Consider the following 26,017-nt stretch of genomic DNA (forward strand, 5'->3'; position numbering starts at 1 on the left):
CACGGCGTGACCAATTTCAGTGTCTAAGTATTCAATAACGAACAAATAACTTATCAATTCTCATCGGAATGGGACAAGAACAAGGCCCGGGCCGCGTCATTCGTGAATCCAAATTAGACAGCATTCAGGTTTTGAGGGGCATTGCTGCATTGTATGTCACGATTTATCATTTAAAAGACGTAATCCCGGGTGGCGCTCCTTTCCGGAATGAAATTAACTTCATAGCGGGATCCGGCCCGGCAGGGGTAAGCCTCTTTTTCGTGATCAGCGGTTTCATCATGGTGTACATCACCCGCAATACCGTGCCGTCGGGAAGGAGCATTTTCCGCTTCACCGCCAAACGACTGATCCGCATCTGGCCTGCGTACGCAATCATCACACTGGCGTATTGCCTGCTCCACAGCCGTATGTCGCCCAACCCCGAATGGCCGTCCGAACTTCTGCGAAGCCTTCTCTTCATTCCTTTATCCAATACACCCGCGCCTTTTTACGGCTATGCCACGCTCAATGTAGGATGGAGTCTTAATTATGAGATCTATTTCTATCTTTTGATTGCTATTTCGATGCTTTTTTCGCGTCTCCGCTGGTACGCATTCTTCCTGATGATCGCGGTTACCCTGGTGGGCATTCCGACCTATTACGGAGCCTTCACACTTAAAGCGGATAAAATGCAGGATTTGGGCGCTCCTTACATCAATATGATCACTAACCCTATCATCTGGAACTTTGTTTGTGGGGTGTTCCTCGGGCTGGCCTATTACCACGACGCCCTGCATGAGCGGATCCGCGCATTCCTTTCCATCAAAATGGTAGCACCCACTCTGCTCTGCCTGGCCATATGGCAATTTCTTTCAGGCTTCCTGGGCGGGTTCGGGCCACTGGAATGGGGTTTGGGGTCTACCCTCGTTTTTGCCACGTTTGTGTTCCATTACCAGGAACGCATTCAGCAATTCCCGTCGTGGCTGGTCCGTTTAGGAGACATGTCGTTCTCGATTTACCTCCTGCACGTTCCGATCGTCGTGGGGTTGGGTTTCCTGTTCCGCAAGCTGGGTTTTCCGGTTTATAGCGAAGGCACGGCAATGTTCCTGTTATCACTGGCCCTTACACTCATCGGCTCTTACCTTTCCTACGAATACATTGAGGTAAAACTGACCTCCTACCTCAGCCGATGGCTTCGCGAAAGCAAGAAGCAGCCCGTAAAGGAACACGCCGACAGCTAGGCTCAACGGAGTCTTACATCTTCCACGGTTTTATAGCCGTTGTTGGTGATCTGCCGCGGGTTCTGTGACCAAAGCCGTTTCATGAAACCGGCATAACGTCCTACCACATACTCCTCCGGATAGCTGAGGTGGTGGCCTTCCAGGTTTTCGAAGTTCAGTTCAAGTGGGATCTTAAACTTTTTCAGCTGATCCGAAGCGACTTTTGCGCCCACCATTCCGGGATAAGTCGGGCACGAAAGGAAGGTACCGCCATAATACGGGAGCACATTATCCCCTATCCGCTGGAAAAAGACCGTCGGCATGGCATTCGAAGCATTGATATATTCACTTCTGAATATCCCGTAACCCATCTGCGTGAGCAGTGCACGCACGCGGAAAGGGCTGTCCTCTGCCTGGGGATCGAGGCGGCCTAATGCCTTGGTAATACCCGGCGCCAGCGCTTCAAAATCCGCTTCATTCATATAAACCAATGCAGTAACCGTAATAGCTCCGGCGCTGCTGCCGGCCAGCATGATCTGGCGCGTATCGATGCCAAACTCCTCCGCACGATCTACAAAGTAATGGATTGCCGCATAGGTATCCTGTACCGCACGGTACACAGCGCGTACCGCATCCTGGCCACTGCCCCCGCACGCGAAAGTTTCACTCGCCCCGTTGAAGCCCAGGCGATAGTTGATCGAAGCCGCCGCATAACCTCGCTGTGCGAGTCCGCGGGCCATCCCCATTTCGTTGTCCAAATCCCCAAAAATGAATGCACCTTCATGCAGCATCAACACAAAAGGACGGTATCGCAGCGTGTCGTTATTGGGAGCGACGAACTTGAATTTCAATGGTGTGGCCTTTCCGCGGTAATCGGTCGCGGTATCAAAAACGCCTTCGCTTGTTTTGAGATTGATGTCGGTAAAAATCTTGTCCGCGCCGAAGCGGGCAGTATTGGCAAGGGAAGAATCGGGATTCTTGGCCGGGATCGTGTCGACAATCACGGTATCGGGTTTGTTAGGTACCGTCGTGTCATTCCCGCCATCTATCGGTCCCGGATCCGAGGCCGGGTAACGGCAGCTTGCAATCATCCCGATCAATATAACCAGACCATACGTCCAGTAAAGTTGTTTCAACATTTGTAGGGCTAATAAATTCTGATACGGTTCGTGGTAACAGAAAGACGGCCGGGCAATGAATACCGGCCGTCTTTGCGCCATCCGGCCAATCCGTACACGAAAATACGCTGTTTTCGCTTCAAATGTGTCCACTCCCGGCGCGATCGACTTAATTATTTATGTTTTTTCTGATCGTAGTCGAGTCCTTGCTAGTGTCCTGTTCTGCCTGGTGGTAGAAATACCCCTCGGTTTTGTTCTTTTTGGCCACACCTTCCTTTTCCGTGTTGCCCGCCTGCATGCGCTTCCCGCACGAGATCACGAACAGGAACAGGACGATCCCGGTGATGATACCAATGGTTATGCTCTTTTTCATGATTGATACCCGTTTAGTTTGTTGATTTCAAAAGACGGGTCATTTACAAAAAAGATACCAGCACCAGCCGACGATGGAAGTGCTGCAATGCTCCTGGTACGGTTTTTACAAGGTACCGGCAGTCACCCACTATATGAAGTCATGGATATCATCATCTTTCTCAAAGCAATCGGCAACCTTCTTTTCGCAGCGATACTCCTGCTGGCGGTCGCATTTTCGTCCGCGTTTTCGGTATTGACATACATGTTCCGCGGCACCCGGCCATCGGTAGCCGGGATCAAAAGCTTTGTCAGGAAAAAACATACATCGCGCTAGCGCCTACGACAGCAGGTTTTGCCGGAGCAGGAATTCAAGCTGGCCATTGACATCGATCAGCTTTTCGATCAGCTCCTTGTTTTCCTCCCGCAAGTGGAAGATCTCGTAGGCATTTTTAATGATGATGCGGAGCTGCTGCTCGTCCCAGGGCTTGTTGAGGTAATAATAGATATGTCCCTTATTCACAGCGTCGATCACCGCGGTAATATCGGTGTAGCCTGTGAGCAGAATGCGCACGGGATCGGAGTAATCCTTTAACACTTCGATCAGAAAGTCCACGCCCGTCATTTCCGGCATGCGCTGATCGGTAATGATCACATGCACGACGTTGTGTTTCAAAAGTTCAAGACCTTCCCTTCCCGAAGTCGCAATTAAAATATTGAAGTCTCGTCTGAAAGCGGCCTTGAATGAGTTGAGGTTGTTGATTTCATCATCTACATACAGTACGCTTATTTTTCCTTTTTCCATTCTGAATACTTGGTGCTTGCCGGGGCAAGGAGCTGCTCCACCCCGAACTAATTGATAATATTATAATATTAATTCTATATTCGCATCAACAGCCACAGCACTTTCGACAATTTTTTTACACGATGCATAGGTGCAAGCTTCTGCTAATAAGGGAATTTTACGGACTTGTGTCCAAATATTTTGTCCCCCATTGAACCAGAGGTTAGTTTTACAAAAATAAATTCAGCAATTTGTGTAATTATTGAAGCGAGTAAAAATGCGTGAATATACGAGATTCAGGGTATGCGATAGCCGGTCCGGTGAATTTAATACGAAGATCGGCACAATTTTGTGATTTGTTAAATCCGGCCACGGCCCATTGAAGGACAGGCTTCACAATTATTCTAAAATGCACCATAACACAGAAATCAACTATATCTACAAACCGGTTTTCATCTCCAAAGAGCGCCACGCAGATAAAACAAGTTTCCTCTCCTTCATTGCAGATTATCGCGGCAAAACCATCCTGGATTTGTTTGCTTCCCAGAAAAAAGAACTCATTCGGATCCGGCATCCCAAAAAACGGCTCAATGCCGCGGAAACAGAACAAAAGTACCGCGAATGGGCCGAAGGCAAAGATATCGATGCCGAAGGTGTTTGGGTATACTATCCATGGTCGGAGCGGCTTTTGCACCTGGTCGACGAAGCCGAATTCATTGAACTCCGGACCAGCCGTAACCAATATAAAATCACACCCGATGAGCAGCTACACCTTTCCAAACGCTCAATCGGCATTATCGGGCTATCGGTGGGGCATTCCGTCGCGCTGAGCATTGCGACCGAACGGGCGTGCGGCAAACTCAAACTGGCTGATTTTGATACAATTGAGCTCAGCAACCTTAACCGTATACGCACAGGACTCCACAACATCGGTGTCAACAAATGCATTGTAACCGCCCGTGAGATTGCCGAGATCGACCCTTTCCTGGACATCGAGTGCTTTCCCGACGGTATCACCAAAGAAAACCTGGACGGTTTCCTGCTCGACGGCGGAAAACTCGACATCCTCGTCGACGAATGCGACGATATTGCGCTGAAAATAAGCGCACGTGTCCGCGCGGCGCAGCTCAGCATTCCGGTGGTGATGGAAACCAGCGACCGCGGTATGCTCGACGTCGAGCGGTTCGACACCGAACCCGAACGGCCGATCTTCCACGGCTATTTACAAGGGCTCCCGCTGGACAAATTCGAACATATTTCCGAAGAAGACAGGCTTCCGCTCGTGCTACGGATCGTGAACGCGATCAACGGCTCCAAAAGAGGGAAAGTATCGCTCGTCGAAATCGGACAGAGCATTGGTACCTGGCCGCAGCTGGCCAGTGCGGTGACGCTCGGAGGCGGGGTGGTAACGGATGTATGCCGGCGCATTCTGCTCAATCAGTTTCATGAGTCGGGCAGGTATTACATTGACCTCGAAGAACTCGTGGGCGATAAATCTGAGAAACCTCAGGGTGCTTTCAGGCATAACCCCCATGCCCCTTTCGACTTCACCGAAGCTGTTCGTATAGCTGAGTCGTTACCTCAAAAACAGGCCGAAACTATTCCCGAAAACATACTGGCCGACATTGTAAATGCCGCCTGCCAGGCTCCTTCAACAGGGAACGACCAGCCCTGGAAATGGCTTTATCACCACGGAAGACTATTCCTTTTCCACGACCGTTTCCGTTCCTTCTCTTTTGGAGATTTCGACCAGATCGCTTCCAACATTTCTTTCGGAGCTTCGTATGAAAATATATTGTTAAAGGCCCGCGAGGCCGGCCTCGGCGTAAAAGCTGAAACTTTCCCGCTGGGCGAAGATTCACCGCTCATTGCAGCGATCGATTTTCAGCGCAGTGACTCAAATGGTGCCGAGCCCGTGTTTGCCCCCGAGGCCGTCGGGGTGATCTACGAACGTTGCACAAACCGCAACCCGTCGACACCGGTAGAAATTCCAGAAGCTGTTTTTCAGCAATTGAAAGACGCCGCCGAAAGTGTCAGCGGGGCAAAATTCCATTACTTTTCTGAAAAGCAGGACATTATGGCCATCGGCGAGATCATCGGAGAATGCGACCGCGTGCGCCTGCTCAACCCCGAAGGGCACTACGATTTCGTACACCGCGAAATGAAATGGTCGCCCACCGAAGCGGAACTGTCCAGAGATGGGATTGACGTTCGCACGCTCGGGCTCAACAATGCGCAGATAGCCGCGCTCTCGATCATCCGCGACCGTGAAATTTCCCAGACATTGAAAGGCGTACAAGGAGGCGGTGCATTGGTGGACGCGGCGCTCAAATCCGTCAGCACAGCCTCTGCATTAGGCATGATCACCATGCCGAAATACAGTTACAAGGATTTTTTCCTGGGCGGAATGGCCATGCAGCGCCTCTGGCTTCAGGCCGAACAATTGCAATTTGCGATCCATCCATTAATTTCCCCGTTTTATTTGTTCCCCCGCATTACAAAGGGCAACAATGCAGGCCTGGACGAAGCCGAGGCAGCCAGATTACGAACTTTAAGAAAGAGATTCATGGAACTTGTCCCGTATGGAGAGGAAGTGGCGGAGGTGTTCTTGTTTAAGATTGCAAAAGCGGAAAAGCCCGGGATCAAAAGTTACCGATTGCCGTTAAACGAAACACTATTTATTGTAAACCCATAACAGTACATGGTAGCACATATAAAAGCATACCGTGCACCGGATGATGTGGAAACGAGCCTGAGATATGTCGAAGGGCACCGCAAGGTACTCGAAGCATACGGCGTGAAGCAGGTGACATCGGCCAATCACACCTGGTTGGAGGACCCGAATACTTATGTGATCATCGTGCAATCGGAAGATGGCAAGGACATTTATGGAGGTACCCGGGTGCAGGTCCGCTCGGAAAACCTCAAAATGCCGATGGAGGATGCGATCGCGAAGATCGACAAGAGCATTTACGGTTATGTCGACAAGATCGGCGACTATAACGTGGCAGAATTTTGCGGGCTTTTCAACTCAAAGGAGGTAGCCGGTTATGGCATCGGTAGCGTATACCTGGGGAGAACAGCCATGGCCATCGCATCGAAGGTCGGGATTCAATACCTGATGGGCCTTTGCTCGCCTATCACCCTGGTTATCAGCCAGCGGATCGGGTTCGAGGTATTGACAGACCTGGGCAACAACGGGACATTTTATTATCCCAAAGAAGGATTGATCGCTACGTCGCTGATCGCGCGGGACCTGATCAACCTGCCTTTCGCCACCGATGAGGAACGTGAAAAGATATTCAGCCTGAGGGCAAACCCTACGCAAACCGTTGTTGAAACCGGTCGTCGCGGGGACTTAACCATAGTTTACGATATCAATAAATGGATGTAAAGTTCTACCGCAGGATTATTGGAACCCTTCTGTTGCTCGTGAGCCTGCTTGCCCGCGCTCATGCAGGGGAAGTTGTGTTCAAGGGGAGCGACGTGACGATCGGGAGGCAGGTGGAAATACTCGAAGACACTTCGGCCGCATTGACGATCGACGACGTAAAAGCCCACGGAAAATTTACGCCCAGCTTCGAGGATACGCCCAACTTCGGCGTCAGCGCTTCCGCATTCTGGGTACGCCTGAATATCAAAAACGACAGCGACGAGGACAATTTGTTTCTTGAACTCGCCTACCCGCGCATTGAATCCGTAACATTGTATTCGACCGAACGCGGTAAAGCCAAAGCGGAAACCATTTCCTGGAACGAGGCCTTCGACAAGCGGCATGTAAAACACCAGAATATCGTCTTCAAACTCGATATTCCGCGGCAAACGGCCCAGACCTATTACCTGCGAATCCACGGCAGCGAGCAGATCGTGGTTCCGCTCATCGTCCGCAGCGAGATGGGCTTTTTCCAGTTTGCACTCACCAACGAAATCATATCCGGTATTCACATCGGCGTGCTCTTCGTGATGATGCTCTACAACTTCTTCGTATACTTCTCGATCCGCGAAAAGAGCTATTTGTATTACGTTTTGTATATCCTGTTCATCGGGCTTACCCAAACGACCATTACGGGGTACACGTTTAAATTCCTCTGGCCCGAAACGCCGGCGTTCAACGAATATTCGATCATCCTGTTCCCGGCGCTGGCCGGAAGCTTTGCATTGATGTTCTTCCAGAATTTCCTGCATATCCGTGAGCGGTCGACCACCAATTACCGGATCATCATCGCGATCATCGTCACCTATGGTGTAGCGGTGCTATTCAACCTGCTGGGACTGAATATGGTCAGCTACCGGATCATCGATCTGCTGGCACCTTCGGCCGCGCTTTTTGCGCTCGTGGTGGCGCTGATGTTATCCCTCGAAGGTTATCGTCCGGCGAAATTCTTCCTGGTGGCATGGTCGATATTCCTGGTCGGGATCGTACTTTATTCGCTGCGAAACCTTAACATCCTGCCTTACAACAGCTTCACCAACTACACGATGCAGGCCGGGACTGCCATTGAAGTGATATTGCTATCGTTCGCTCTGGCCGACAAGATCAACATTTTCAAGAAGGAGAAGGAAATATCCCAGGCGCAGGCGCTGCGGATTTCGATGGAAAACGAGAAAATCATCCTCGAACAGAACGCCTTCCTCGAAAAGAGTGTCAACGAGCGCACTGCCGAATTGCAGTTTGCCAACACCGAGCTCAATCTGACGCTTACCAAGCTCAAAGACGCGCAAACACAGCTGATCGACTCCGAGAAAATGGCATCGCTCGGTCAGCTCACCGCCGGGATCGCACACGAAATCAACAACCCGATCAACTTCGTCAGCTCCAATATCCGTCCGCTGCGGAGAGACATCGACGATGTACTGGAAATCCTCGACTCTTACGATGGTATCAGGGAGGTCGATTCCATGGAAGGACTTCAGGGCAAAGTGAAGGAAATCGAACGCCTCAAAGAGGACCTCGACCTGGACTACCTCAAAACCGAGCTGGGCACCTTGCTGAAAGGAATGGAGGACGGCGCCCACCGGACCGTCGAGATCGTGAAAGGTTTGAAAATATTCTCCCGTGTAGACGAAACCGATCTCAACCTGGTGAATGTCAATGAGGGAATCGAGTCCACACTCATTATCCTCAATTACCAGATGGGGAATTCGATCACGCTGGTGAAGGAATTGGGCAATATTCCGAGCATCGAATGCTACGCAGGCAAGCTCAATCAGGTGTTTATGAATATCCTGACCAACTCGATCTACGCGCTGCAAAAGGAAAAGCAAGAAGGCAAGACCCCGACTATCTGGGTAAAATCATGGCTGAAAGACCCTGAGACGGTGGCGATATCGATGCGCGACAACGGCCCGGGCATGACACCGGAGGTGCGTGCCAAGATTTTCGAGCCGTTCTTCACCACCAAGCAGGTAGGCGACGGTACCGGATTGGGACTTTCAATTGTCTTTAAAATTATCGAAGTTCACAGCGGTAACATCCAGGTGAATACCGAAGTAGGACAAGGAACAGAATTTTTGATCACGCTGCCAGTTAAAAGAAAAGCACGCCCAATCCCTGATTTTCAATGAGCGAAAAAGCCATAACCATTCTGTACATTGACGACGAGGAGCACAACCTGCATTCGTTCAAGGCTTCGTTCCGCAAGCAGTACGATATCACAATTACCTCCTCGGTAGTGGAAGCGGAGCAAATGCTCGACGAAAAGGATTTCTGCATCATTCTGGCCGACCAGCGAATGCCGGGGCTGACGGGCGTACAATTCTTTGAAAAGATCAGGACCAAATTCCCGAAACCGATACGTATCCTCATTACCGGGCATACCGATATCGGCGCGGCGATCGACGCGATCAACAAAGGGGAAGTGTTCAGGTTCATCGACAAGCCCTGGGATTACAAGTATGTCGAAAATGCGATTTCGAATGCATACGACATTTACAAAACCCGTGAGGACCTGAAACAGCGGAACATCGAACTGCAAAAGGCCAACGAGGAGCTCGATAAGTTTGTGTACAGCGCCTCACATGATCTGCGTGCGCCGCTGATGTCGGTACTCGGCATTGTGAACCTGGCATTGTTGGAAGAGGACGTCAAATCGCAGAATGAATACCTGGAACTGATCCGGCAGTCGGTGAAGAAGTTGGATACATTCATCATCAACATCATTGATTATTACAAAAATGCACGCGGCGTACCTGTCGTGACGGACATCAGCTTCGAAGAGCTGGTTACCGAGGTGCAGGCCACGATTCAGTACCTGCCCGAATACGGCAACCTGAAAATGACGACGGATATTCAGCAGGACGGCATATTTCATTCGGATGTGATGAAGCTGCGGATCATTTTCAATAACCTCATCAACAACGCCATCAAATTCCAGGATAAGAACAAACCCAACCCATTCGTTCATCTGACCGTAAAATCCACCGATTCCGACGCGCAAATCATCGTGGAAGATAACGGAACGGGTATTAAGGAGTCGGACCAGGATAAAATTTTCAAAATGTTTTACCGCGCAGGTGCTACCAACAGTGGCTCAGGGATAGGACTTTACATCGTACATGAGGCAATAGCGAAACTGGGAGGGGAAATCAGCGTAACTTCAAAAATCGGACAGGGTAGTATTTTTGAAATCAACATTCCTTCTATTAACAAATAACCCGACATGGAGCCACTGCTTAACTTCTTTTTGATAGATGACAGCGCATTCGACCTGTTTATCTACGAAAAGTTACTGATCAAAAGCGGGATTACAAATTCAGTCAAAACCTTCAACTCGGCGCGCGACGCCCTCAAACACCTCATTGCCCAGGCCGAAAGCCTGCCGGATACCATCATTCTGCTCGATCTCCAGATGCCCGACATGAACGGCTTCGAGTTCATCGATGAATTCGATCAGCTGCCGGAAACGCTTCGGCAAAAGATCAGGATTTTCATGCTCTCTTCGACGATCGACACGCGCGACATTGAGAAAGCCAAAGCCAGCCAGCACATTATCGACCTGCTGCCGAAACCATTGGAGATTCCTTTCCTGAAAAAGAAGCTGGCAATCTAAAATCCTTGTAGTATAATTTTTTTAGGACATTAAATTAAGTGGACAGGACTACCAGCATCCTTATCCGCCATTACCGTCGTGTGTGACCCTAAAAGGCCTCCTGTGCAGGTCTTGGAAGAACAAAACAGCAAACCGACCTCCTATCCGTTGATTGTCAAGCCAATAAGCTGACTTACAAAATCCAACACACCTCCACAAATTGTCCTATAATGTAACAATCGGCACGACCGTTACCTGAAACAACGCGTCGGAGGAAAGCTATTTCCTAAACCATACTATAAGCTTTCGAATCAACAATATGATTTTTCAAATATTAAAAGATTTTATGAAGGGTTGGGTACGTTCTTATTGCATACTGTCCGACAACCAGTGCAAACTTTAACACAATGTTTAATGAAAACTGATAGCAAAACCCTGGCCGAGATTTTGAAATTGCACGCACAGTACGTTAAAGAGGTTGAGTTCAGTGGCATCAAGCCCCTATCCATGGAGATTTACAAAACTAACTCCCACAATTTTGTACGCTGGATCCAGGACGAATTTCATCCCGGAAAAAAATTACGCAAAGAGGCTCTGTCCTGAATAGCAAACAAGCACTCATTATACTCAACGTTTTATGACTGAGGCTGCCGGTGAATGGGAACACCGGCAGCTCTTTTTTTATAGCGCGTTCTTTGTTAAGTTTGGGTAGATAAAGGGTTACCTGACCCTACTAGCTTAAAGAATATGATTTTCACGATTTTCAAACTGCTGAAAGGACGTTTCTCCAAAGACGCGATCGAAGAAGCCAAGTCCAACGAAAAAGCGATGACCCGCCAGGAAGCATTGCAGCAAATGCGGAACATCGCAAGCCGCCGGTCGGGGAACGGTAGCTCAACCAAGAAGAACTAGCAGCCCTGCCCGTAATAGGCGTCCTTGCCGTGCTTCCTGAAATAATGCTTGTCGCACAGGCTTTGCTTGATGGCCGCTGCGGACGGATTGATCTGCAACGTGAGGTAAGCCATTTTCGCGATCTCTTCCAGTACAATTGAATTGTAAATGGCCTTGGCCGGGTCTTTTCCCCAGGTAAATGGCCCATGGCAAGCTACCAGCACCATTTCCACTTCTTCATAACTTAGCTTTTCCTTGCCAAAAAGGTCGAGGATCTGGTTACCGGTTTCGTGCTCGTAATCGCGCTGGATCATTTCGTCGGACATCACTTCCGTCACCGGAATAGAACACGTTAAATGGTCGGCGTGTGTGGTTCCCAGGTTTGGGATAGGCCGGATCGCCTGCGCCCACGCCACCGCGTACGTAGAATGAGTATGACACACGCCCCCGATCGTCGGGAAACTTTTATAAAGCAATGTGTGTGTTTTGGTGTCTGACGACGGGCGCATATTTCCCTCCACCAGCACGTTATCCAGGTCTACAATTACAATGTCTTCTACTTTCAACCGGTGGTACGGCACGCCGCTGGGCTTGATCGCCACCACGCCCTCGGCCCGGTCGATACCGCTTACATTGCCAAACGTCACGATCGCCAGTTCCTCCCGCGGGATTTCCATATTGGCTTCGTAAACCTGTTCTTTGAGATATTGATATTTCGACATTTCGGATTATCTGTAATAAGCTTCACTCCACCGCAACTCGTTTTTCATCTGGCGCAGCGTGGTATTTTTATCAATCACAACCAGTTCAACCCCCACCATTTCGGCGAAGGTTTCAATATGTTCCGTCGTAAGGTTCTGGCTGAATGCCGTGTGGTGTGCGCCGCCGGCGTAAATCCAGGCCGCGCAGCCCGTCTGCATGTCGGGTTGCGGCTTCCAGAGCACGCGCGCCACCGGCAGTTTGGGTAGTTGTTCGGTTGCTTCAACGGCTTCCACTTCATTCACGAGCAGGCGGAAACGGTTACCCATATCCACAAGCGAGACGTTCAATGCAGGCCCGGCAGGTGCATTAAACACGAGCCGCACGGGGTCCTCCTTGCCTCCAATTCCCAATGCATGCACCTCCACGGAAGGTTGGCCTTTCGCGATGCTCGGACAGATTTCGAGCATATGCGAGCCCAGCACCAGGTTATTATTGGGATTAAAATGATAGGTGTAATCCTCCATAAACGAGTTACCGCCCGGAAGGCCGCTGGCCATTACTTTCAAAGCACGCACCATCGCGGATGTCTTCCAGTCGCCCTCGCCGGCGTAGCCGTACCCCGCCGCCATCATGCGCTGCGAGCCTATGCCCGGCAACTGCTTCATACCGTGCAGGTCTTCGAACGTATTGGTATAGCCCTTGAAATTTCCGTCTCTGAGAAAGTATTTCAAACCCAGCTCTATTTTCGCGGCGTCACGCAAAGCCTGATGCCGATGCCCGCCGTTTTCCAGGCCGGAAGCGAGTTGGTAAGCGTCGGCATACTCCCCGATCAATGCCGAAATTTCGGCATCCGACACCTGGTTGATCACCGCTACCAGATCGCCCACCGCATAAGTATTGACTGAGAAACCAAAAGTCATTTCAGCAGCGACTTTATCGCCATCCGTTACCGCCACTTCGCGCATATTATCGCCGAAACGAACGAATTTTGCCCCTTTCAGGTCGTGACGGCCGGCCGCTACCCTCGCCCATTGGCCAAGCCCTTCGAGCACATGCTCCTGCTGCCAATGCCCGACGATCACCTTGCGGTTTAATCGCATACGCGTCATCATAAAGCCGAATTCGCGATCACCGTGCGCCGACTGGTTCAGGTTCATGAAATCCATATCGATGTCGGCCCAGGGAATATCACGGTTATATTGGGTATGCAAATGCAAAAGCGGCTTTTGGAGGATCTGCAACCCGCGGATCCACATTTTGGCTGGGGAAAAAGTGTGCATCCAGGCTACGATACCAATGCAATGGGCAGCGCTGTTGGCTTCCTGGATGATGTTGTAGATTTCATCCGGCGATTTCACGACCGGCTTAAAAATCACCCGCACAGGTACCTGCGGGGCCTGGTCGAGGTAGCGGGCGATGATCTGTGAATGTTCATCGACCTGGCGGAGTGTTTCCTCGCCGTACAAATGCTGACTTCCGGTGATAAACCAGATTTCAAACTGTTTTAAATCAAGCATCAGGTGAGTTGTAAATATCCTTTTTGTAAAAATTCATTTTCGATATAAGCCCCGGCTTGCAGGTACTTCTGGTAAAGCTGCTGGTACACGGCCGACTGCGCCTCGCGCGGCTGATACACGGCATCAAAGCCTGAACTGATTGCCTCCTGCGCCTCCTGCAAATTGGCATGCACGCCCGCAGCCACCGACGCGAACATCGCCGCGCCCAATGCACAAGCCTGCTCGGAAGCCGCTACTTTAATAGGCATATTGAGCACATCGGCGAGTGTTTGCATCACGAATGCTGACTTCTTCGCCACCCCGCCGATCGCGATCACCTGGTGAATGGGCACACCTTCATTCCGGAACCGTTCGACAATGGCCTTGGAACCATACGCCGTGGCCTCCACCAATGCTTTAAATATGCGTGCACTGTCGCTGGCGAGGTTCAGTCCGAGCAAACCGCCTTTGAGCGTGTGTTTCGCGTCGGGCGTGCGCCTGCCGTTCAGCCAGTCGATGGCAATAATGTCTTTTTCGGTTACGGGTAATTTCGCTGCTTGTTCGGCAAGATGCGGGATTAGCTTCTGCGAGAGTTTCGCCGCTTCCTCCTCACCCAGCAATGCGCGAACGGGCTCGGTGATCAGTTTGGAAAACCATGCATAAATATCCCCGAATGCCGATTGCCCCGCCTCCATACCCAGCATACCGGGCACAATGGAGCCGTCGACCTGCCCGCAAATGCCTTTGATCAGCAAATGCCCCACCTCTTCATTCGGCGCCACGAGCATATCGCAAGTGGAAGTACCGATTACCTTACATAATGAATATGGCTCTATCAGCGCGCCCACCGCGCCCATGTGCGCGTCGAATGCGCCCACACCTATGACTACGTCCGCGGGAAGGCCCAATTTCGCAGCCCATTCCTGGGAAATGGTGCCCATCGGCTGGTCGGAGGTGGCAGTATCGGCGAAAAGCCGGTCGCGCAGGCCGTCGAGCAAAGGATCGAGTTCGCGGAAGAATGCATTGGATGGAAGGCCATCAAAATCCTGGTGCCATAGCGCCTTGTGCCCTGCCGCACAGCGGGACCGTTTCAACAGAAGCGGATCGGTAATGCCGGTCAGCTCAGCCGAAATCCAGTCGCAATGCTCTACCCAGGAGAATGCATGCTCGCGTACAGCCTCGTCCACGCGCAGCGTGCGAAGAATTTTCGCCCAAAACCATTCGGAAGAATAGATGCCGCCTACATACTTGGTAAAATCAATGTCATGGCTGTGCGCCAGCCGGTTGATCTCCTCTGCCTCCGCATTGGCGGTATGGTCTTTCCAAAGGATGAACATCCCATTCGGATTTTCTGCAAATTCCGGAAGCAACGCCAGCGGCGTACCGTTTTTGTCTACGGCTACGGGTGTGGAGCCTGTCGTATCCACCGAAATTCCCCGCACATTTTGCCCTACGGTCGGCGAAGCCTGGTCCAGCGCACTGCGAACGGCATTTTCCAGACTTTCGAGATAGTCGAGCGGATGCTGCCGGAACTGCGAAACGCCCGCATCACAATATTTGCCTTGCTTCCACCGAGGATACTCCTGTACGGCGGTTCCCGCCTGCTCACCCGTGTCCGCATTCACTACCAATGCCCTCACAGAGTCGGTACCGAAATCAATACCAATGACGTAATTCTCCTTCATAATATCGGTTTAGGATGTTCTCAGACCAATTTGACGTATTTATTTAACTAATCACCTAACAAATATAAATAATTTTGTTTTTAGTGTAGTATTGACACAATTTAAATTTTGAGCGAGCGAAGCGAGCTGGCGCGAAGGTCTGCCTTCGTGCCTACCATTCGCAGGCCTCCGGCCGGTCAATACCACAAGAACAAAGTCGTTGTAGCGACCAGAGGCTTGCTAATATTATGTACAAATCAAGAGATTTGCACCAGCGGATTCCGCATAAATGCCGCCAGGCATGTAATATTGGTAGCAACATATCGTCGCCACCTCACCGTCAAATGCCCTTGGGCATGTAACAACCGCGCATTGGCGCCATTTGCGTCCGCAATTTTCGTCGTTACATCCCTAACGGGATTTCCGATAATGCTTGCATCAACTTCCTACCAATATTACATCGCTACGCGACTTGAGAAGTCAGGCGCGAAGAACCACCTTAGTGCCTACTATTACCAGGCCTCCGGTCGGTCAATACCGCAAGAACGACGTTGCCGTACCGACCGGCCGGAGGCCTGCTAATATTATGTACAAATCAAGAGATTTGCACCAGCGCGCAAGCGCACTTAATTGCTCTTCATCGAATCCGGCATAAAATTCCAGAATGAGTGGAATTTCGTCTTGTACCGTTCGGCGTCGAGTTTATAGAGTGTCGCCTTCTTTGTAGCACTATTGTTGTTCTTCTGGCCCGTATCGATGAGCAAGCCAGTAGAGAGCAGCTTCCGGCTGAAATTCCGACGATCTATCGGAATGTTGTAAATGGCTTCGTATAGCTTCTGCAATTGCGGGATTGTGAAACGCTCGGGCAGCAATTCAAAGCCGATCGGATGCAAGGCCGCATTGTATTTGAGGTGCTCGATAGCCCGGGTTACCATTTTTTCGTGGTCGAAAATCAGTTTCGGGCGGGCATCGAGGGTGATCCAGGAAGCATTGTGGCTCTTCACGGCTTCCGAATCGTGGTCGTCGATTTTAATCAACGCAAAAAACACGACGGAAACCGTGCGCTCACCCGGGTCGCGATCCGCTTTCCCGAAAGTTTCCAGCTGCTCGACGTAAATATCTTTGAGGCCCGTCAGATTGTACAGAATACGAACCGCCCCGTCGGCGAGATCCTCGTCGGCATTCAAAAAGCCACCCATCAGCGACCATTTTCCTTTTTCGGGTTCGAAATTCCTTTTGATCAACAGCAGCTTGATATCCTTTCCGTCAAATCCGAAAATAATACAGTCGATGGCCACAAGAATGCGGGAGGCCTGGGGATAGTTATTCATCTAATACGGTGTCGTAGAAGTATTATCATTCAAGGCACTAACTCAACTACTAGTTACAAAATATTTTCACGGGGAATCCCGGAAAATGTTAAGTTTATGTTAAGAAAGTAAAAAAAAGTACGAGAATACTTAATCTGTTTAAAGAGTTAAGTAACAAATTTAAGTACGAATTTTGTACCGCTTCTCAGCGAAAATAATCAGATTATTAAAAGGCTATCTTCATGATGAACAACTTTTACGCTACCTGTTCCGATGAAAATATCCTTGCGCTGATCGGTGAGCGGGACGATGAGCTGGCCTTTGCGGAACTTTACGACCGTTACTTCAAAACTCTGTTCAATTACGCTTACTCCAAGGTCAACGACCGGTTCACGGCGCAGGAAATAGTCCAGGAGCTTTTTGTGAGCTTATGGCAGCAGCGTCGTCAAAACCAGGTGCAATGCGGCCGGTCATTCCTGTTTACGATGGCCAAGCGGCTGATCATATCTTTCTACCGGAAAGAGTACACCCGCCAGCACCATTACGGCCAGTGGGAAATCCACCGCAGCGAAACCTCCGAATTCGCCGACCAGCCTACCCTCGCCTCCGACCTGCAAAACCGGTACGAGGAAGGCCTGCATTTGCTTTCTCCGAAATGCCATGAAGTTTTTACGCTGAGCCGCCAGGGTTTTTCCAATAAACAGATCGGCGAACAGCTCAACATCTCCGAAAAAACAGTAGAACAGCACATTACCAAGGCATTACGCATCCTCAAAGAGCATTTGAAGGAGCATATGATCTGTGCGCTGATCGTTTTTGCTTCTTTTTAAAAAAATTTTCAAAAACTACTAAGGGTTCCCTTTCCGGCACGCGACTTCTGGGTTGACAACATCCCCGATCTCATGAAGCCAAACGGTATTCCGCCCGCATTACTCGAAAAATACCTGTCTGGTGCATGCACCGAGGCAGAGAAAGAAATCGTCGAAGCATGGTATGCATCGCTGCAAGGTGAGCCGCGCTATCTCGACCATTTGCCCGATGCGGAACAGAACGAAATACGGCAAGAGGCGTTCGGGAACATCCGGCGGGAATTGAATTTCGGGGAAGAAGAGCCTGTACAAACTTCCTTGTGGCGGGCACTTCCATGGCGCCTCGTGACGGGCATCGCGGCGTCCGTTGCCATTGTACTCGGTGTATACCTTGCTGTAAACCTGCGAACCATCCCACAACCCGACATTACCGCAAAAACTGACACAAAAACCGCCCCGCTACCTATAACCGTATTTGAAAACACCGGTATGCAAATCGTCCGGCACGAGCTCCCCGATGGCAGCGTAGTGACCATGCATCCGAACGCCGTGATCGAATACCGCGCAGGTTTTGCCAACAACAAGCGGTTTGTAGCGTTTTCGGGAGAGGGATTTTTCGATGTAAAAAAAGACAAAACACGCCCATTCAATATCAAAAGCGGCGATATGGTGATTCGCGTGCTCGGAACGAGCTTTAACGTGAAGGCAGTCAAAAACCAGAAAAAATTCCAGGTGGATGTCGTGACAGGTAGCGTGCAGGTAACGGCGCAGGGTGAATCGTTCGACAAGCAGGAGGTGATTCTCAAACCACAGCAGCAGGCATTGTTCGAGCTGGATTCCAAACGGCTTATTTCCAAGACACTGCCCACACAGGCAAAAAAGGAAATTTACGAGCCGCTAACCATCGTATTTGAAGAAACGCCGTTGAACAAGGTAATCGAACAGCTCGAAAAGCGCTTCAATGTATCGATCTCCCTTGCAAATCCCGGCCTCGCCAAATGCGGCCTGACAGCCAATTTCGAGTCACAGACTTTTTCCAACATTCTCGAAATCCTGTGCACTTCGCTCGAAGTAACTTACACAATTTCAGACAACAACATCACCATAAACGGCGAACCATGTGAATAATCCTTAATACCACCCATCTCCCTATGAACCCATCCGTACCACCGTAAAAAGGGCCGGAAGTGTACCACCACTACCCGGCCCGAAATGCCATCCTTTTTCTTCGTACCACCGTTTCAAAAGGATGTTTTATCCAATAGTGCCTAACCATCAGACAATCAAAATTATGCAAAAAACAGTACGTAACAAGCCGGTCGACTGGCGAAAAATTATGCGCATTGGACTGCTTCAATGGATTCTTGCCGTCTCGCTTGCAGCCGGCAGCTATGCGAAGGAAACTGCGGCCCAGTCTGTGCTGAGCAAGGACATGACGCTCACACTCCGCAATGTTTCGCTCAAACAGGCCTTGAATGAGATCCAGGCCCGTGCCAATACCCGCTTTGTGTACAGCAGCCGGGTTTCCGTGAAGGAAAACGTAACCATCGACGTGAAGAACCAGAAGCTTTCCAGGATCCTGGACCAGTTGCTGGCGCCTCGCGGAATCAATTACAAGGTGATCAACAACCAGATCGTGCTTGCCAAGACGCGCGTGAGCCGGGAAGAATCGGTGATCCCCGACTTGGAAGAGAAACTGCTTCAATATGTACTGCCCACTGAAATCCAGGTACGCGGAACCGTAAGCTCGTCCGACGGCCAGGGCACGTTACCGGGAGTAAGCATCGTCGTGAAGGGGACTTCGCAGGGAACTACAACCGACGGAAACGGGAAGTTTGAAATCACCGTACCGAATGTGGAATCGGCATTGGTTTTCAGCTTTGTGGGTTATGTTTCCCAGGAAATCGTGGTGGGCAACCGCACGGAGATCAACCTGACTTTGCAGGCGGATAACAAGGCATTGTCGGAACTGGTAGTGGTGGGTTATGGCACACAGAAACGCGTAAACCTGACCGGTGCCGTTTCGCAGGTACAATCCAAAGACCTCGAAAACAGGCCTTTGAACAACATGTCGCAGATCCTGCAAGGTATGGTACCCAACCTCAACATTACATTCAGCACCGGGCAGCCGGGTAAGGGCGGTTCGCTCAACGTTCGCGGGGAAACTTCCGTAAACGGCGGCTCACCACTCGTGCTCATCGACGGTATCCCGGGCGATATCAACCGCATTAACCCCGGCGACGTGGAGTCGGTATCCGTACTGAAAGACGCAGCAGCCTCGGCCATTTACGGTGCACGCGGTGCTTTCGGGGTGATTTTGGTTACCACCAAAACCGCCAAAAACGGCAAGACTACCGTTTCTTACAGCAACAACTTCGGCTGGTCGAAACCGACGATCAACACCGATTTCATGACCAATGGCTATGACTACGTGAAGATTAATGACGAAGCCTTCATCCGCGCGACCGGTAACAGCTATACCCGCTATTCGGAGGAAGATTACAAGGAAATCGAAGCACGTCGTTACGATAAAACCGAAAATCCGGCACGTCCCTGGGTAGTGGTGAAGAATGTGAATGGAAAAGACATTTACAACTACTACGGTAACTACGACTGGTGGAACACGATTTTCAATATGAGCCAGCCGTCGCGCCAGCATAACCTGAACCTCTCGGGCGGTACCGACAAAATCAATTACTTCCTCTCGGGTTCTGTATTTGAAAAGGACGGGATCATGCGCATTAACACGGATAAATTTACTTCCTACACATTGCGCAGCAAGATCAACGCCCAGCTTACGCCCTGGCTGAAAGTGAGCAACAATACCCAGTATTTTGATTCCAAATACAAATATCCGGGTCTGGAAGGCGGTGCCAACTCCAACTTCGTGGCGATCACCGTGCACGCGCTGCCTATCTATGCGCCGCGCAACCCGGACGGCACGCCTACCTACAACACGTTGAAAAACAACTACTCCATTGGTGACGGTTTGTTTGCCAACCTTTTGAAAGGCGTAGCGGGCGGGGAGCAGAAAGTACACGAGCTGACGACCATCAACACAATTCAGATGGATTTGGCCAAAAACTGGAACGTCACTGCGAACCACTCCTACTCGTTCTACATTGCCGACGACTGGTACCGTTCGGCCGTAGCGACGTACTCGATCCAGCCAGGCGTTCTGACGACGGTCCCCAATTACAATACGGACCAATTCAAGAAAACCATGTGGTTCGATCCGCAGAATGTGGTCAATGTGTTCTCATCCTACAACCACACTTTCGGCAAACACTTTTTCAGCGCTACGGCGGGTATCAACTATGAGTCGCGGAAACACCAGGTATTGGCCGGCTCACGCAAGAACCTCCTTTCGGAAAGCCTCAACGACCTGAACCTCGGAACGGGCGAACAGCTTTCGGGCGGCGGCGCTTACCAGTATGAGTTGTTCGGCGCATTCTTCCGGGCTAACTACGACTATCAGGGCAAATACCTGCTCGAAGTGAATGGCCGCTACGACGGTACCTCGCGTTTCGGCGAAGGCAAGCGTTACGGATTCTTCCCTTCTGTGTCGGCAGGCTGGCGCCTGAGCGAGGAGAACTTCTTCGAACCGGTCCGCAATGTGGTGAACAACCTGAAAATCCGTGCTTCTTATGGTACATTGGGTAACCAGCTGCCTCCGAACTTCAACAACAATCCGAGCTCGGCCAGTTTCTATCCTTACGTTCCGATGATGCCTACGGCGCAGTCGAGCTGGATCACCAATGGCCAGAAACTGCAATATGTGAGCAGCCCTTCCCCTATTTCCGCGGGGTTGACCTGGGAATCGGCCACGACATCGAACATCGGGTTGGACGCGACATTGCTGAAAAATCGCCTGAACCTTTCATTCGACGGATATGTACGTAAAACCACCGACATGCTTATTCCGGGCCAGGTCCTTCCTTCGGTATATGGTGCAACGGTTCCTACCCAGAATGCGGGAGACCTCCAAACCAAAGGTTTTGAACTCTCGATCGCCTGGGCGGATATGGTTAAACTGGCCGGCAAACCGCTCAGCTACAATGTGTCCTTCATCGTTTCCGATTCAAAATCGAAAATCACCAAATACGATAACCCGAACAAAGTGCTTTCGAGCCCATACGTAGGCCAGACGATCGGTGAAATGTGGGGGTACTCGATCGACGGGATGTTCCAGAGCAACGAAGAGGCACAGGCTTTCAAGATCGACCAGTCGTTCGTGAACAAGCAGCGCCTGAGCGCACCCGGCGAATGGGCCAAGCTCCAAGCCGGTGACCTGCGTTTCGTGGACCTGAACGGTGACGGCAAGATCAACAACGGCTCCAACACGCTCGCCGATCCTGGCGACTTGAAAATCGTTGGTAACAACCGCGTACGTTTCCGCTACGGTATCAACCTGGGTGCTTCGTGGAATGGCTTCGATATTTCAGCATTGGCGCAAGGAATTCTCCGCAGGAACTGGTATCCGGGCAACAATGCGGACAAATTCTGGGGCCCCTATTCACGTCCGTACTACTCGTTTATCCCAAAAGACTTCGGAAGCGATATCTGGACACCTGAAAACCCCAACGCATATTTCCCGGTGCTGCGCGGCTATACGGCGCTTAACGACGGCGGCGACCTCCGTTCCACCAACGACCGCTACATCCAGAACGTAGGTTACCTGCGCCTGAAAAACGTGGTGATCGGCTACACGGTACCGGAGCGTATCAGCAAGCTGGTGCGCATTCCGAGAGCGCGAATTTACATCAGCGGCGAGAACCTGCTGACCTACACCCCGCTCCGCTCGAAATACATCGACCCCGAGCAGTTCGACGGCGACGGAACCAATGGACGTACCTATCCATTGTCGAAAACCATTTCAGCCGGTCTTAACCTCACATTCTAAAAGGCACTCATACCGATGAAAAAAATACTTAGCATTATCGCCATTTCACTCGGCCTGGTGGCTTGTGACCTGGATCAGCTCCCGCAGGACGCGATCTCGCCGGAGACTTTCTTTAATACCGAAAACGACCTTTTGCTTTATACTAACTCGTTTTATAATGCATTGCCCACTGCGGAGGACGTGTACAATGAGGACGTCGATAACGTTATCAAAACCAGCTTGCGCGACGAGTTGCAGGGGACACGGGTAGTACCTACGAGCGGTGGCGGATGGGCCTGGGGAAACTTACGGAACATCAACTATTTCCTCGCAAATTCCGGCAAATGCCCCGATAAGAAAGCCGTTGCCAAATACAATGGCTTGGCTCGCTTCTTCCGTGCCTATTTCTATTTCGGGATGGTCAAACGTTTCGGTGATGTGCCCTGGTACTCGACGACCATCGAGCTCGAAGACCAGGCGTTGCTCACGAAGGCCCGCGATCCGCGCACGCTTGTGATGGATTCGGTGATGGCCGATATCGATTACGCGATCGCCAACCTCGACGCCAGCCGTCAGGTAACAACCGTGACCAAATACACGGCGTTGGCATTGAAATCGCGCATCGGGTTGTATGAAGGTACTTTCCGCAAATACCACCCGGAATTTAACCTGCCTAATGCCGACAAATTCCTCGACGCCTGTATTTCTGCTTCGGAAGACCTGATGAAAAACAGCGGTTATTCCATTTACAAAGCCACACCGGCAACGGCCTACATGAAACTGTTCTCGTCGGACAATGCGATCCCCGACGAAGTGATCCTCGCCCGCGATTTCAGCGACGAGTTACAGGTTTACCACAACCTGAACTACTACACAATGACCGCTTCATACGGCCGGCCGGGGCTGGAAAAGAAACTCGTGAATAGCTACCTCATGGCCGACGGCACCCGTTTTACCGACAAGAAGGGCTACGAAACCATGCAATTTTTTGATGAAGTTCAAAACCGCGATCCGCGCCTCACGCAGACGATCCGCACCCCTGGCTACACGCGCATCGGCGAGAACACGCCCCTCGTCCCGGAATTCGGGGCTACTGTGACGGGCTACCAGCTGATCAAATTTGTGTCGGCACCGAAATGGGATACTTTCTCGAAAGACATTACCGACATGCCGATCTTCCGCTATGCCGAGGTGTTGCTGAACTATGCCGAAGCCAAAGCCGAAAAAGGCACATTGACCCAGGCCGATCTCGACATTTCCACCAAGCTCACCCGCGACCGCGTGGGAATGCCTAATATCAATCTGGAACAGGCCAATGCCAACCCGGACCCCTACCAGGCCGAACAATACACGCAAATCAGCGGCAAAAACCTCGGGGTAATTCTCGAAATCCGTCGCGAGCGTCGCATTGAGCTGGTCATGGAGAATTTCTTCCGCTGGGATGACATTATCCGCTGGAAAGAAGGCCAGGCTCTGACCAAACAATACAAAGGGATGTACTTCCCGGGTGCCGGCCAATATGACCTCGATAAGAGCGGGACAATTGACGTGGTCATTTACGAAGGCACTAAGCCGGATATCAAAGGCGCGCAGCTGCTGAAACTGGGCAGCGATATTGTGCTCGAAAACGGCGCCAAGGGCGGTAACATCGTAATCAACGGCCATATCACCAAGAAATTCATAGAAAACCGTGATTACCTTTACCCGATCCCCAAGCAGGAGCGTCTGTTGAACACCAACCTGACGCAAAACCCTAACTGGGAGTAAACCATTATCGACTGTTCCTAACCTTTAACTTTATGCTTTCAGACAGAAGGTCGTTTCTTGAAAAAATGTCCCGGCTTGGGGCGCTGAGCCTGTTGCCGATGGCGGCAGAAGCGGCACCCGCAGCAGTGGAAGAGAAAAACCATTTCGTAGCGGGGCCCTATTTACAGAATATGGGCGCCAACGAGGTCACGATCATGTGGATCACCCATAAAAATTGTTTCAGCTGGGTCGAGTACGGCGCAGGCACTTACACGAGCAAGCGCGAATTCGGCTACAACAACGGGCTTATCGAGGCGAACAACCGCATTAATAAAATTACATTAACCAATCTCACGCCGGGAACGGAACACAAATACAAAATCGTGTCTACCGAAGTACTGGGTTACAAAGGTTCGAAAGTGGAATTTGGGGAAACGATCGCCAGCCCCATGTTCGGTTTCAAAACGTGGGGGCAAAATGAGGACGAGTTCAAAATGGTGGTGTTCAACGACATCCACGATCGCCCGCAGATCATCCCGCAGCTATTGTACCGCCACGGCTATACCGGTAATACCAAAGATTACGATTTCGTGGTTTTCAACGGTGACTGCTTCGACTGGGTTACCGAGGAGCAGCAAATGGTCGATCACCTGATAAAACCGTCGGTGGACATTTTCGCGACGGAGTTCCCCTTCCTGCTCACGCAAGGCAACCACGAATGCCGGGGCAGTTTCTCGCGGCACATTCCCGAGTACTATGCCTATCCCGACAACAAATATTACTTCTCGTTCACCCGCGGCCCGGTACATTTCATCGTACTCGATTCGGGCGAGGATAAAACCGACGATAGCGTAGAGTACGGCGGCTTATCGGCATTTGACCGCTACCGCGAGGTGCAGAAGAAATGGCTGGAAAAGGAAATCGAATCACCGGAGTTTAAAAAGGCGGACTTCCGCGTGCTGCTGATCCACATTTCGCCGTACCACTCGGGTGACTGGCATGGCACGATGCATTGTCGGGCATTGTTCGGACCGGTTTTGAACAAAGCCAAAATCGACCTCCAAATCTCGGGGCACACGCACCGGTATATGACGCACGAGCCCGATGCCGACCATAACTGGCCGATCGTGATCGGGGGCGGGCCGCTCGAAGGCAAACGGACGCTCATTAAACTCCATGCGACGCGTAAGCAACTGGACCTGAAAATGATCCGCGACGATGGTGAACTGGTGGGGAAGTTCCTGATCCCGAAAAAAAATAAGTAATGCATCTCAGGGCAGCAGATCTACCGGTTTGCTGCCCTGTATTTTTTTAGTCATGCGGTTACTTAAAATATTACCTTAACATTAAATAATCGCCGCTGCGCGCACCGGATTTTTGCCAACAAAGAAAAATGGTACATTTGCTCTTAACGTAACCCATTTTTCGTGGAACAGGATTCGGTACTTTGGCAGAAGTTCAGGGAAGGCGACCCGCTTGCCTTTGAGCAACTCCTGCGCAATTACTACCGGCCGTTATTCGATTACGGAAGGCGTTTCGTCAGCGACCGCGATGTGCTGAAAGATCTCGTGCACGATCTTTTCCTTTACTTATGGGAACGAAGGGAATCTCTTGGCAAGACCGACCAGATCAAACCCTACCTGCTTACGAGCCTCCGCAACCGCATTTTCAGGAACAGCAACCGCCTGGAAGCCCGTCCCGAAATTTTCCTGGCATTGGAACACACTCCTGAAGATTTTCACGAAACAGCCAACTCCATCGAAAGCGAACTGATCCTGACCGAGTTCGCTGCGGAGAAGCATTCGCGCATCCAGCATATTATCCAGTCGCTCACCCCGCGGCAGCAGGAAATCATCCATTTGAAGTTCTACCAGGATCTTCCCAACGAGCGCATTGCCGAAATCCTCAATATATCACGCCCGGCTACGGCTAACCTCCTGTACGAGAGCCTGAAAATGTTCCGTCAGAAGTGGCTTCTGCTCGCCGGCCTGCTCTTGTTATTCCTCGTGCGGGGATATTGATCTAAAAAATTTTAAA

General features: G+C 50.9%; 21 protein-coding genes. 14 read left to right on the forward strand and 7 right to left on the reverse strand.

From position 1 onward, the window contains the following. The first annotated feature begins 68 nt into the window (after nucleotides 1–68). Nucleotides 69–1,220, forward strand: coding sequence for an acyltransferase (locus J2Y43_RS20805; RefSeq protein WP_309987889.1), 1,152 nt, complete (start codon nucleotides 69–71; stop codon nucleotides 1,218–1,220). A gap of 2 nt (nucleotides 1,221–1,222) precedes the next feature. Here J2Y43_RS20805 and J2Y43_RS20810 read toward each other — a convergent pair whose 3' ends face one another. Both J2Y43_RS20810 and J2Y43_RS20815 read right to left on the reverse strand, forming a co-directional pair. Further along, nucleotides 1,223–2,338 (reverse strand): alpha/beta hydrolase, encoded by a 1,116-nt coding sequence (locus tag J2Y43_RS20810; protein WP_309987887.1) that lies wholly within the window; start codon nucleotides 2,336–2,338, stop codon nucleotides 1,223–1,225. A 148-nt stretch (nucleotides 2,339–2,486) separates the two neighbouring features. Beyond that, nucleotides 2,487–2,690, reverse strand: a complete 204-nt coding sequence (locus tag J2Y43_RS20815) for a hypothetical protein (RefSeq protein ID WP_309987885.1) — start codon at nucleotides 2,688–2,690, stop codon at nucleotides 2,487–2,489. Nucleotides 2,691–2,831: 141 nt separating this feature from the next. Here J2Y43_RS20815 and J2Y43_RS20820 point away from each other — a divergent pair, with 141 nt between their 5' ends. Further along, entirely contained in the window at nucleotides 2,832–3,005 is a 174-nt protein-coding gene (locus J2Y43_RS20820; protein ID WP_309987884.1) for a hypothetical protein, read from the forward strand. A 3-nt stretch (nucleotides 3,006–3,008) separates the two neighbouring features. Here J2Y43_RS20820 and J2Y43_RS20825 read toward each other — a convergent pair whose 3' ends face one another. Further along, nucleotides 3,009–3,473, reverse strand: a complete 465-nt coding sequence (locus J2Y43_RS20825; protein ID WP_019940883.1) for a response regulator — start codon at nucleotides 3,471–3,473, stop codon at nucleotides 3,009–3,011. A gap of 388 nt (nucleotides 3,474–3,861) precedes the next feature. On the opposite strand from J2Y43_RS20825, the gene J2Y43_RS20830 reads away from it, so the two are divergent. From J2Y43_RS20830 to J2Y43_RS20855, 6 genes are all read left to right on the forward strand, one after another. After that, nucleotides 3,862–6,147 carry an Rv1355c family protein gene (locus tag J2Y43_RS20830; protein WP_309987880.1) on the forward strand — a complete coding sequence of 762 codons (2,286 nt, stop codon included), beginning with the start codon at nucleotides 3,862–3,864 and terminating at the stop codon, nucleotides 6,145–6,147. Nucleotides 6,148–6,153: 6 nt separating this feature from the next. Continuing rightward, the gene (locus J2Y43_RS20835) at nucleotides 6,154–6,846 is read left to right on the forward strand and encodes a hypothetical protein (protein WP_309987878.1); all 693 of its coding nucleotides are present in this window, start codon (nucleotides 6,154–6,156) and stop codon (nucleotides 6,844–6,846) included. Beyond that, nucleotides 6,837–9,017 (forward strand): 7TM diverse intracellular signaling domain-containing protein, encoded by a 2,181-nt coding sequence (locus tag J2Y43_RS20840; RefSeq protein ID WP_309987876.1) that lies wholly within the window; start codon nucleotides 6,837–6,839, stop codon nucleotides 9,015–9,017. Before J2Y43_RS20835 ends, J2Y43_RS20840 begins: the two co-directional genes overlap by 10 nt. Further along, nucleotides 9,014–10,105: a hybrid sensor histidine kinase/response regulator gene (locus J2Y43_RS20845; RefSeq protein ID WP_291194471.1), complete on the forward strand. Its 1,092-nt coding sequence runs from the start codon at nucleotides 9,014–9,016 to the stop codon at nucleotides 10,103–10,105. The genes J2Y43_RS20840 and J2Y43_RS20845 overlap by 4 nt, the downstream gene beginning before the upstream one ends. Before the next feature lie 6 nt (nucleotides 10,106–10,111). Continuing rightward, nucleotides 10,112–10,501 carry a response regulator gene (locus J2Y43_RS20850; RefSeq protein ID WP_309987872.1) on the forward strand — a complete coding sequence of 130 codons (390 nt, stop codon included), beginning with the start codon at nucleotides 10,112–10,114 and terminating at the stop codon, nucleotides 10,499–10,501. A 726-nt stretch (nucleotides 10,502–11,227) separates the two neighbouring features. Next, nucleotides 11,228–11,392 (forward strand): hypothetical protein, encoded by a 165-nt coding sequence (locus J2Y43_RS20855; protein ID WP_309987871.1) that lies wholly within the window; start codon nucleotides 11,228–11,230, stop codon nucleotides 11,390–11,392. Here the strand turns inward: J2Y43_RS20855 and J2Y43_RS20860 are convergent. The 4 genes from J2Y43_RS20860 to J2Y43_RS20875 form a co-directional block, all read right to left on the reverse strand. Continuing rightward, a complete protein-coding gene (locus tag J2Y43_RS20860) occupies nucleotides 11,389–12,093 on the reverse strand; it encodes an L-ribulose-5-phosphate 4-epimerase (protein ID WP_309987870.1) in 705 nt (234 codons plus the stop codon). The genes J2Y43_RS20855 and J2Y43_RS20860 overlap by 4 nt on opposite strands. Before the next feature lie 6 nt (nucleotides 12,094–12,099). Next, nucleotides 12,100–13,590: an L-arabinose isomerase gene (araA, locus tag J2Y43_RS20865; RefSeq protein WP_309987868.1), complete on the reverse strand. Its 1,491-nt coding sequence runs from the start codon at nucleotides 13,588–13,590 to the stop codon at nucleotides 12,100–12,102. Continuing rightward, nucleotides 13,590–15,254: a ribulokinase gene (locus J2Y43_RS20870; protein WP_309987866.1), complete on the reverse strand. Its 1,665-nt coding sequence runs from the start codon at nucleotides 15,252–15,254 to the stop codon at nucleotides 13,590–13,592. Before J2Y43_RS20870 ends, araA begins: the two co-directional genes overlap by 1 nt. A 605-nt stretch (nucleotides 15,255–15,859) precedes the next feature. Beyond that, the gene (locus tag J2Y43_RS20875) at nucleotides 15,860–16,564 is read right to left on the reverse strand and encodes an NrtR DNA-binding winged helix domain-containing protein (RefSeq protein WP_309987864.1); all 705 of its coding nucleotides are present in this window, start codon (nucleotides 16,562–16,564) and stop codon (nucleotides 15,860–15,862) included. A gap of 221 nt (nucleotides 16,565–16,785) precedes the next feature. Here J2Y43_RS20875 and J2Y43_RS20880 point away from each other — a divergent pair, with 221 nt between their 5' ends. The 6 genes from J2Y43_RS20880 to J2Y43_RS20905 all read left to right on the forward strand — a co-directional run bounded on the left by J2Y43_RS20880 (nucleotide 16,786) and on the right by J2Y43_RS20905 (nucleotide 26,001). Continuing rightward, the gene (locus J2Y43_RS20880; RefSeq protein ID WP_309987862.1) at nucleotides 16,786–17,373 is read left to right on the forward strand and encodes a sigma-70 family RNA polymerase sigma factor; all 588 of its coding nucleotides are present in this window, start codon (nucleotides 16,786–16,788) and stop codon (nucleotides 17,371–17,373) included. Between the two features lie 72 nt (nucleotides 17,374–17,445). Further along, nucleotides 17,446–18,480, forward strand: a complete 1,035-nt coding sequence (locus J2Y43_RS20885; protein WP_309987860.1) for a FecR domain-containing protein — start codon at nucleotides 17,446–17,448, stop codon at nucleotides 18,478–18,480. Nucleotides 18,481–18,643: 163 nt separating this feature from the next. After that, on the forward strand, nucleotides 18,644–22,255 hold the full coding sequence (locus tag J2Y43_RS20890; protein ID WP_309987858.1) for a TonB-dependent receptor: 3,612 nt from the start codon (nucleotides 18,644–18,646) through the stop codon (nucleotides 22,253–22,255). A gap of 15 nt (nucleotides 22,256–22,270) precedes the next feature. Next, nucleotides 22,271–24,001, forward strand: a complete 1,731-nt coding sequence (locus J2Y43_RS20895; protein ID WP_309987856.1) for a RagB/SusD family nutrient uptake outer membrane protein — start codon at nucleotides 22,271–22,273, stop codon at nucleotides 23,999–24,001. Nucleotides 24,002–24,033: 32 nt separating this feature from the next. Continuing rightward, the gene (locus tag J2Y43_RS20900; RefSeq protein ID WP_309987853.1) at nucleotides 24,034–25,245 is read left to right on the forward strand and encodes a metallophosphoesterase family protein; all 1,212 of its coding nucleotides are present in this window, start codon (nucleotides 24,034–24,036) and stop codon (nucleotides 25,243–25,245) included. Nucleotides 25,246–25,407: 162 nt separating this feature from the next. Continuing rightward, nucleotides 25,408–26,001 (forward strand): sigma-70 family RNA polymerase sigma factor, encoded by a 594-nt coding sequence (locus J2Y43_RS20905; RefSeq protein ID WP_309987851.1) that lies wholly within the window; start codon nucleotides 25,408–25,410, stop codon nucleotides 25,999–26,001. The last annotated feature ends 16 nt before the right edge of the window (nucleotides 26,002–26,017 follow it).

It is taken from the genome of Dyadobacter sp. BE31, from assembly GCF_031457695.1.
Classification (GTDB): Bacteria; Bacteroidota; Bacteroidia; order Cytophagales; family Spirosomataceae; genus Dyadobacter.

Coding starts and splice junctions, on each gene's coding strand:
- J2Y43_RS20805 (WP_309987889.1), top strand. CDS start 69: ATGGGACAAGAACAAGGCCCGGGCCGCGTCATTCGTGAATCCAAATTA.
- J2Y43_RS20810 (WP_309987887.1), bottom strand. CDS start 2,338: ATGTTGAAACAACTTTACTGGACGTATGGTCTGGTTATATTGATCGGG.
- J2Y43_RS20815 (WP_309987885.1), bottom strand. CDS start 2,690: ATGAAAAAGAGCATAACCATTGGTATCATCACCGGGATCGTCCTGTTC.
- J2Y43_RS20820 (WP_309987884.1), top strand. CDS start 2,832: ATGGATATCATCATCTTTCTCAAAGCAATCGGCAACCTTCTTTTCGCA.
- J2Y43_RS20825 (WP_019940883.1), bottom strand. CDS start 3,473: ATGGAAAAAGGAAAAATAAGCGTACTGTATGTAGATGATGAAATCAAC.
- J2Y43_RS20830 (WP_309987880.1), top strand. CDS start 3,862: ATGCACCATAACACAGAAATCAACTATATCTACAAACCGGTTTTCATC.
- J2Y43_RS20835 (WP_309987878.1), top strand. CDS start 6,154: ATGGTAGCACATATAAAAGCATACCGTGCACCGGATGATGTGGAAACG.
- J2Y43_RS20840 (WP_309987876.1), top strand. CDS start 6,837: ATGGATGTAAAGTTCTACCGCAGGATTATTGGAACCCTTCTGTTGCTC.
- J2Y43_RS20845 (WP_291194471.1), top strand. CDS start 9,014: ATGAGCGAAAAAGCCATAACCATTCTGTACATTGACGACGAGGAGCAC.
- J2Y43_RS20850 (WP_309987872.1), top strand. CDS start 10,112: ATGGAGCCACTGCTTAACTTCTTTTTGATAGATGACAGCGCATTCGAC.
- J2Y43_RS20855 (WP_309987871.1), top strand. CDS start 11,228: ATGATTTTCACGATTTTCAAACTGCTGAAAGGACGTTTCTCCAAAGAC.
- J2Y43_RS20860 (WP_309987870.1), bottom strand. CDS start 12,093: ATGTCGAAATATCAATATCTCAAAGAACAGGTTTACGAAGCCAATATG.
- araA (WP_309987868.1), bottom strand. CDS start 13,590: ATGCTTGATTTAAAACAGTTTGAAATCTGGTTTATCACCGGAAGTCAG.
- J2Y43_RS20870 (WP_309987866.1), bottom strand. CDS start 15,254: ATGAAGGAGAATTACGTCATTGGTATTGATTTCGGTACCGACTCTGTG.
- J2Y43_RS20875 (WP_309987864.1), bottom strand. CDS start 16,564: ATGAATAACTATCCCCAGGCCTCCCGCATTCTTGTGGCCATCGACTGT.
- J2Y43_RS20880 (WP_309987862.1), top strand. CDS start 16,786: ATGATGAACAACTTTTACGCTACCTGTTCCGATGAAAATATCCTTGCG.
- J2Y43_RS20885 (WP_309987860.1), top strand. CDS start 17,446: ATGAAGCCAAACGGTATTCCGCCCGCATTACTCGAAAAATACCTGTCT.
- J2Y43_RS20890 (WP_309987858.1), top strand. CDS start 18,644: ATGCAAAAAACAGTACGTAACAAGCCGGTCGACTGGCGAAAAATTATG.
- J2Y43_RS20895 (WP_309987856.1), top strand. CDS start 22,271: ATGAAAAAAATACTTAGCATTATCGCCATTTCACTCGGCCTGGTGGCT.
- J2Y43_RS20900 (WP_309987853.1), top strand. CDS start 24,034: ATGCTTTCAGACAGAAGGTCGTTTCTTGAAAAAATGTCCCGGCTTGGG.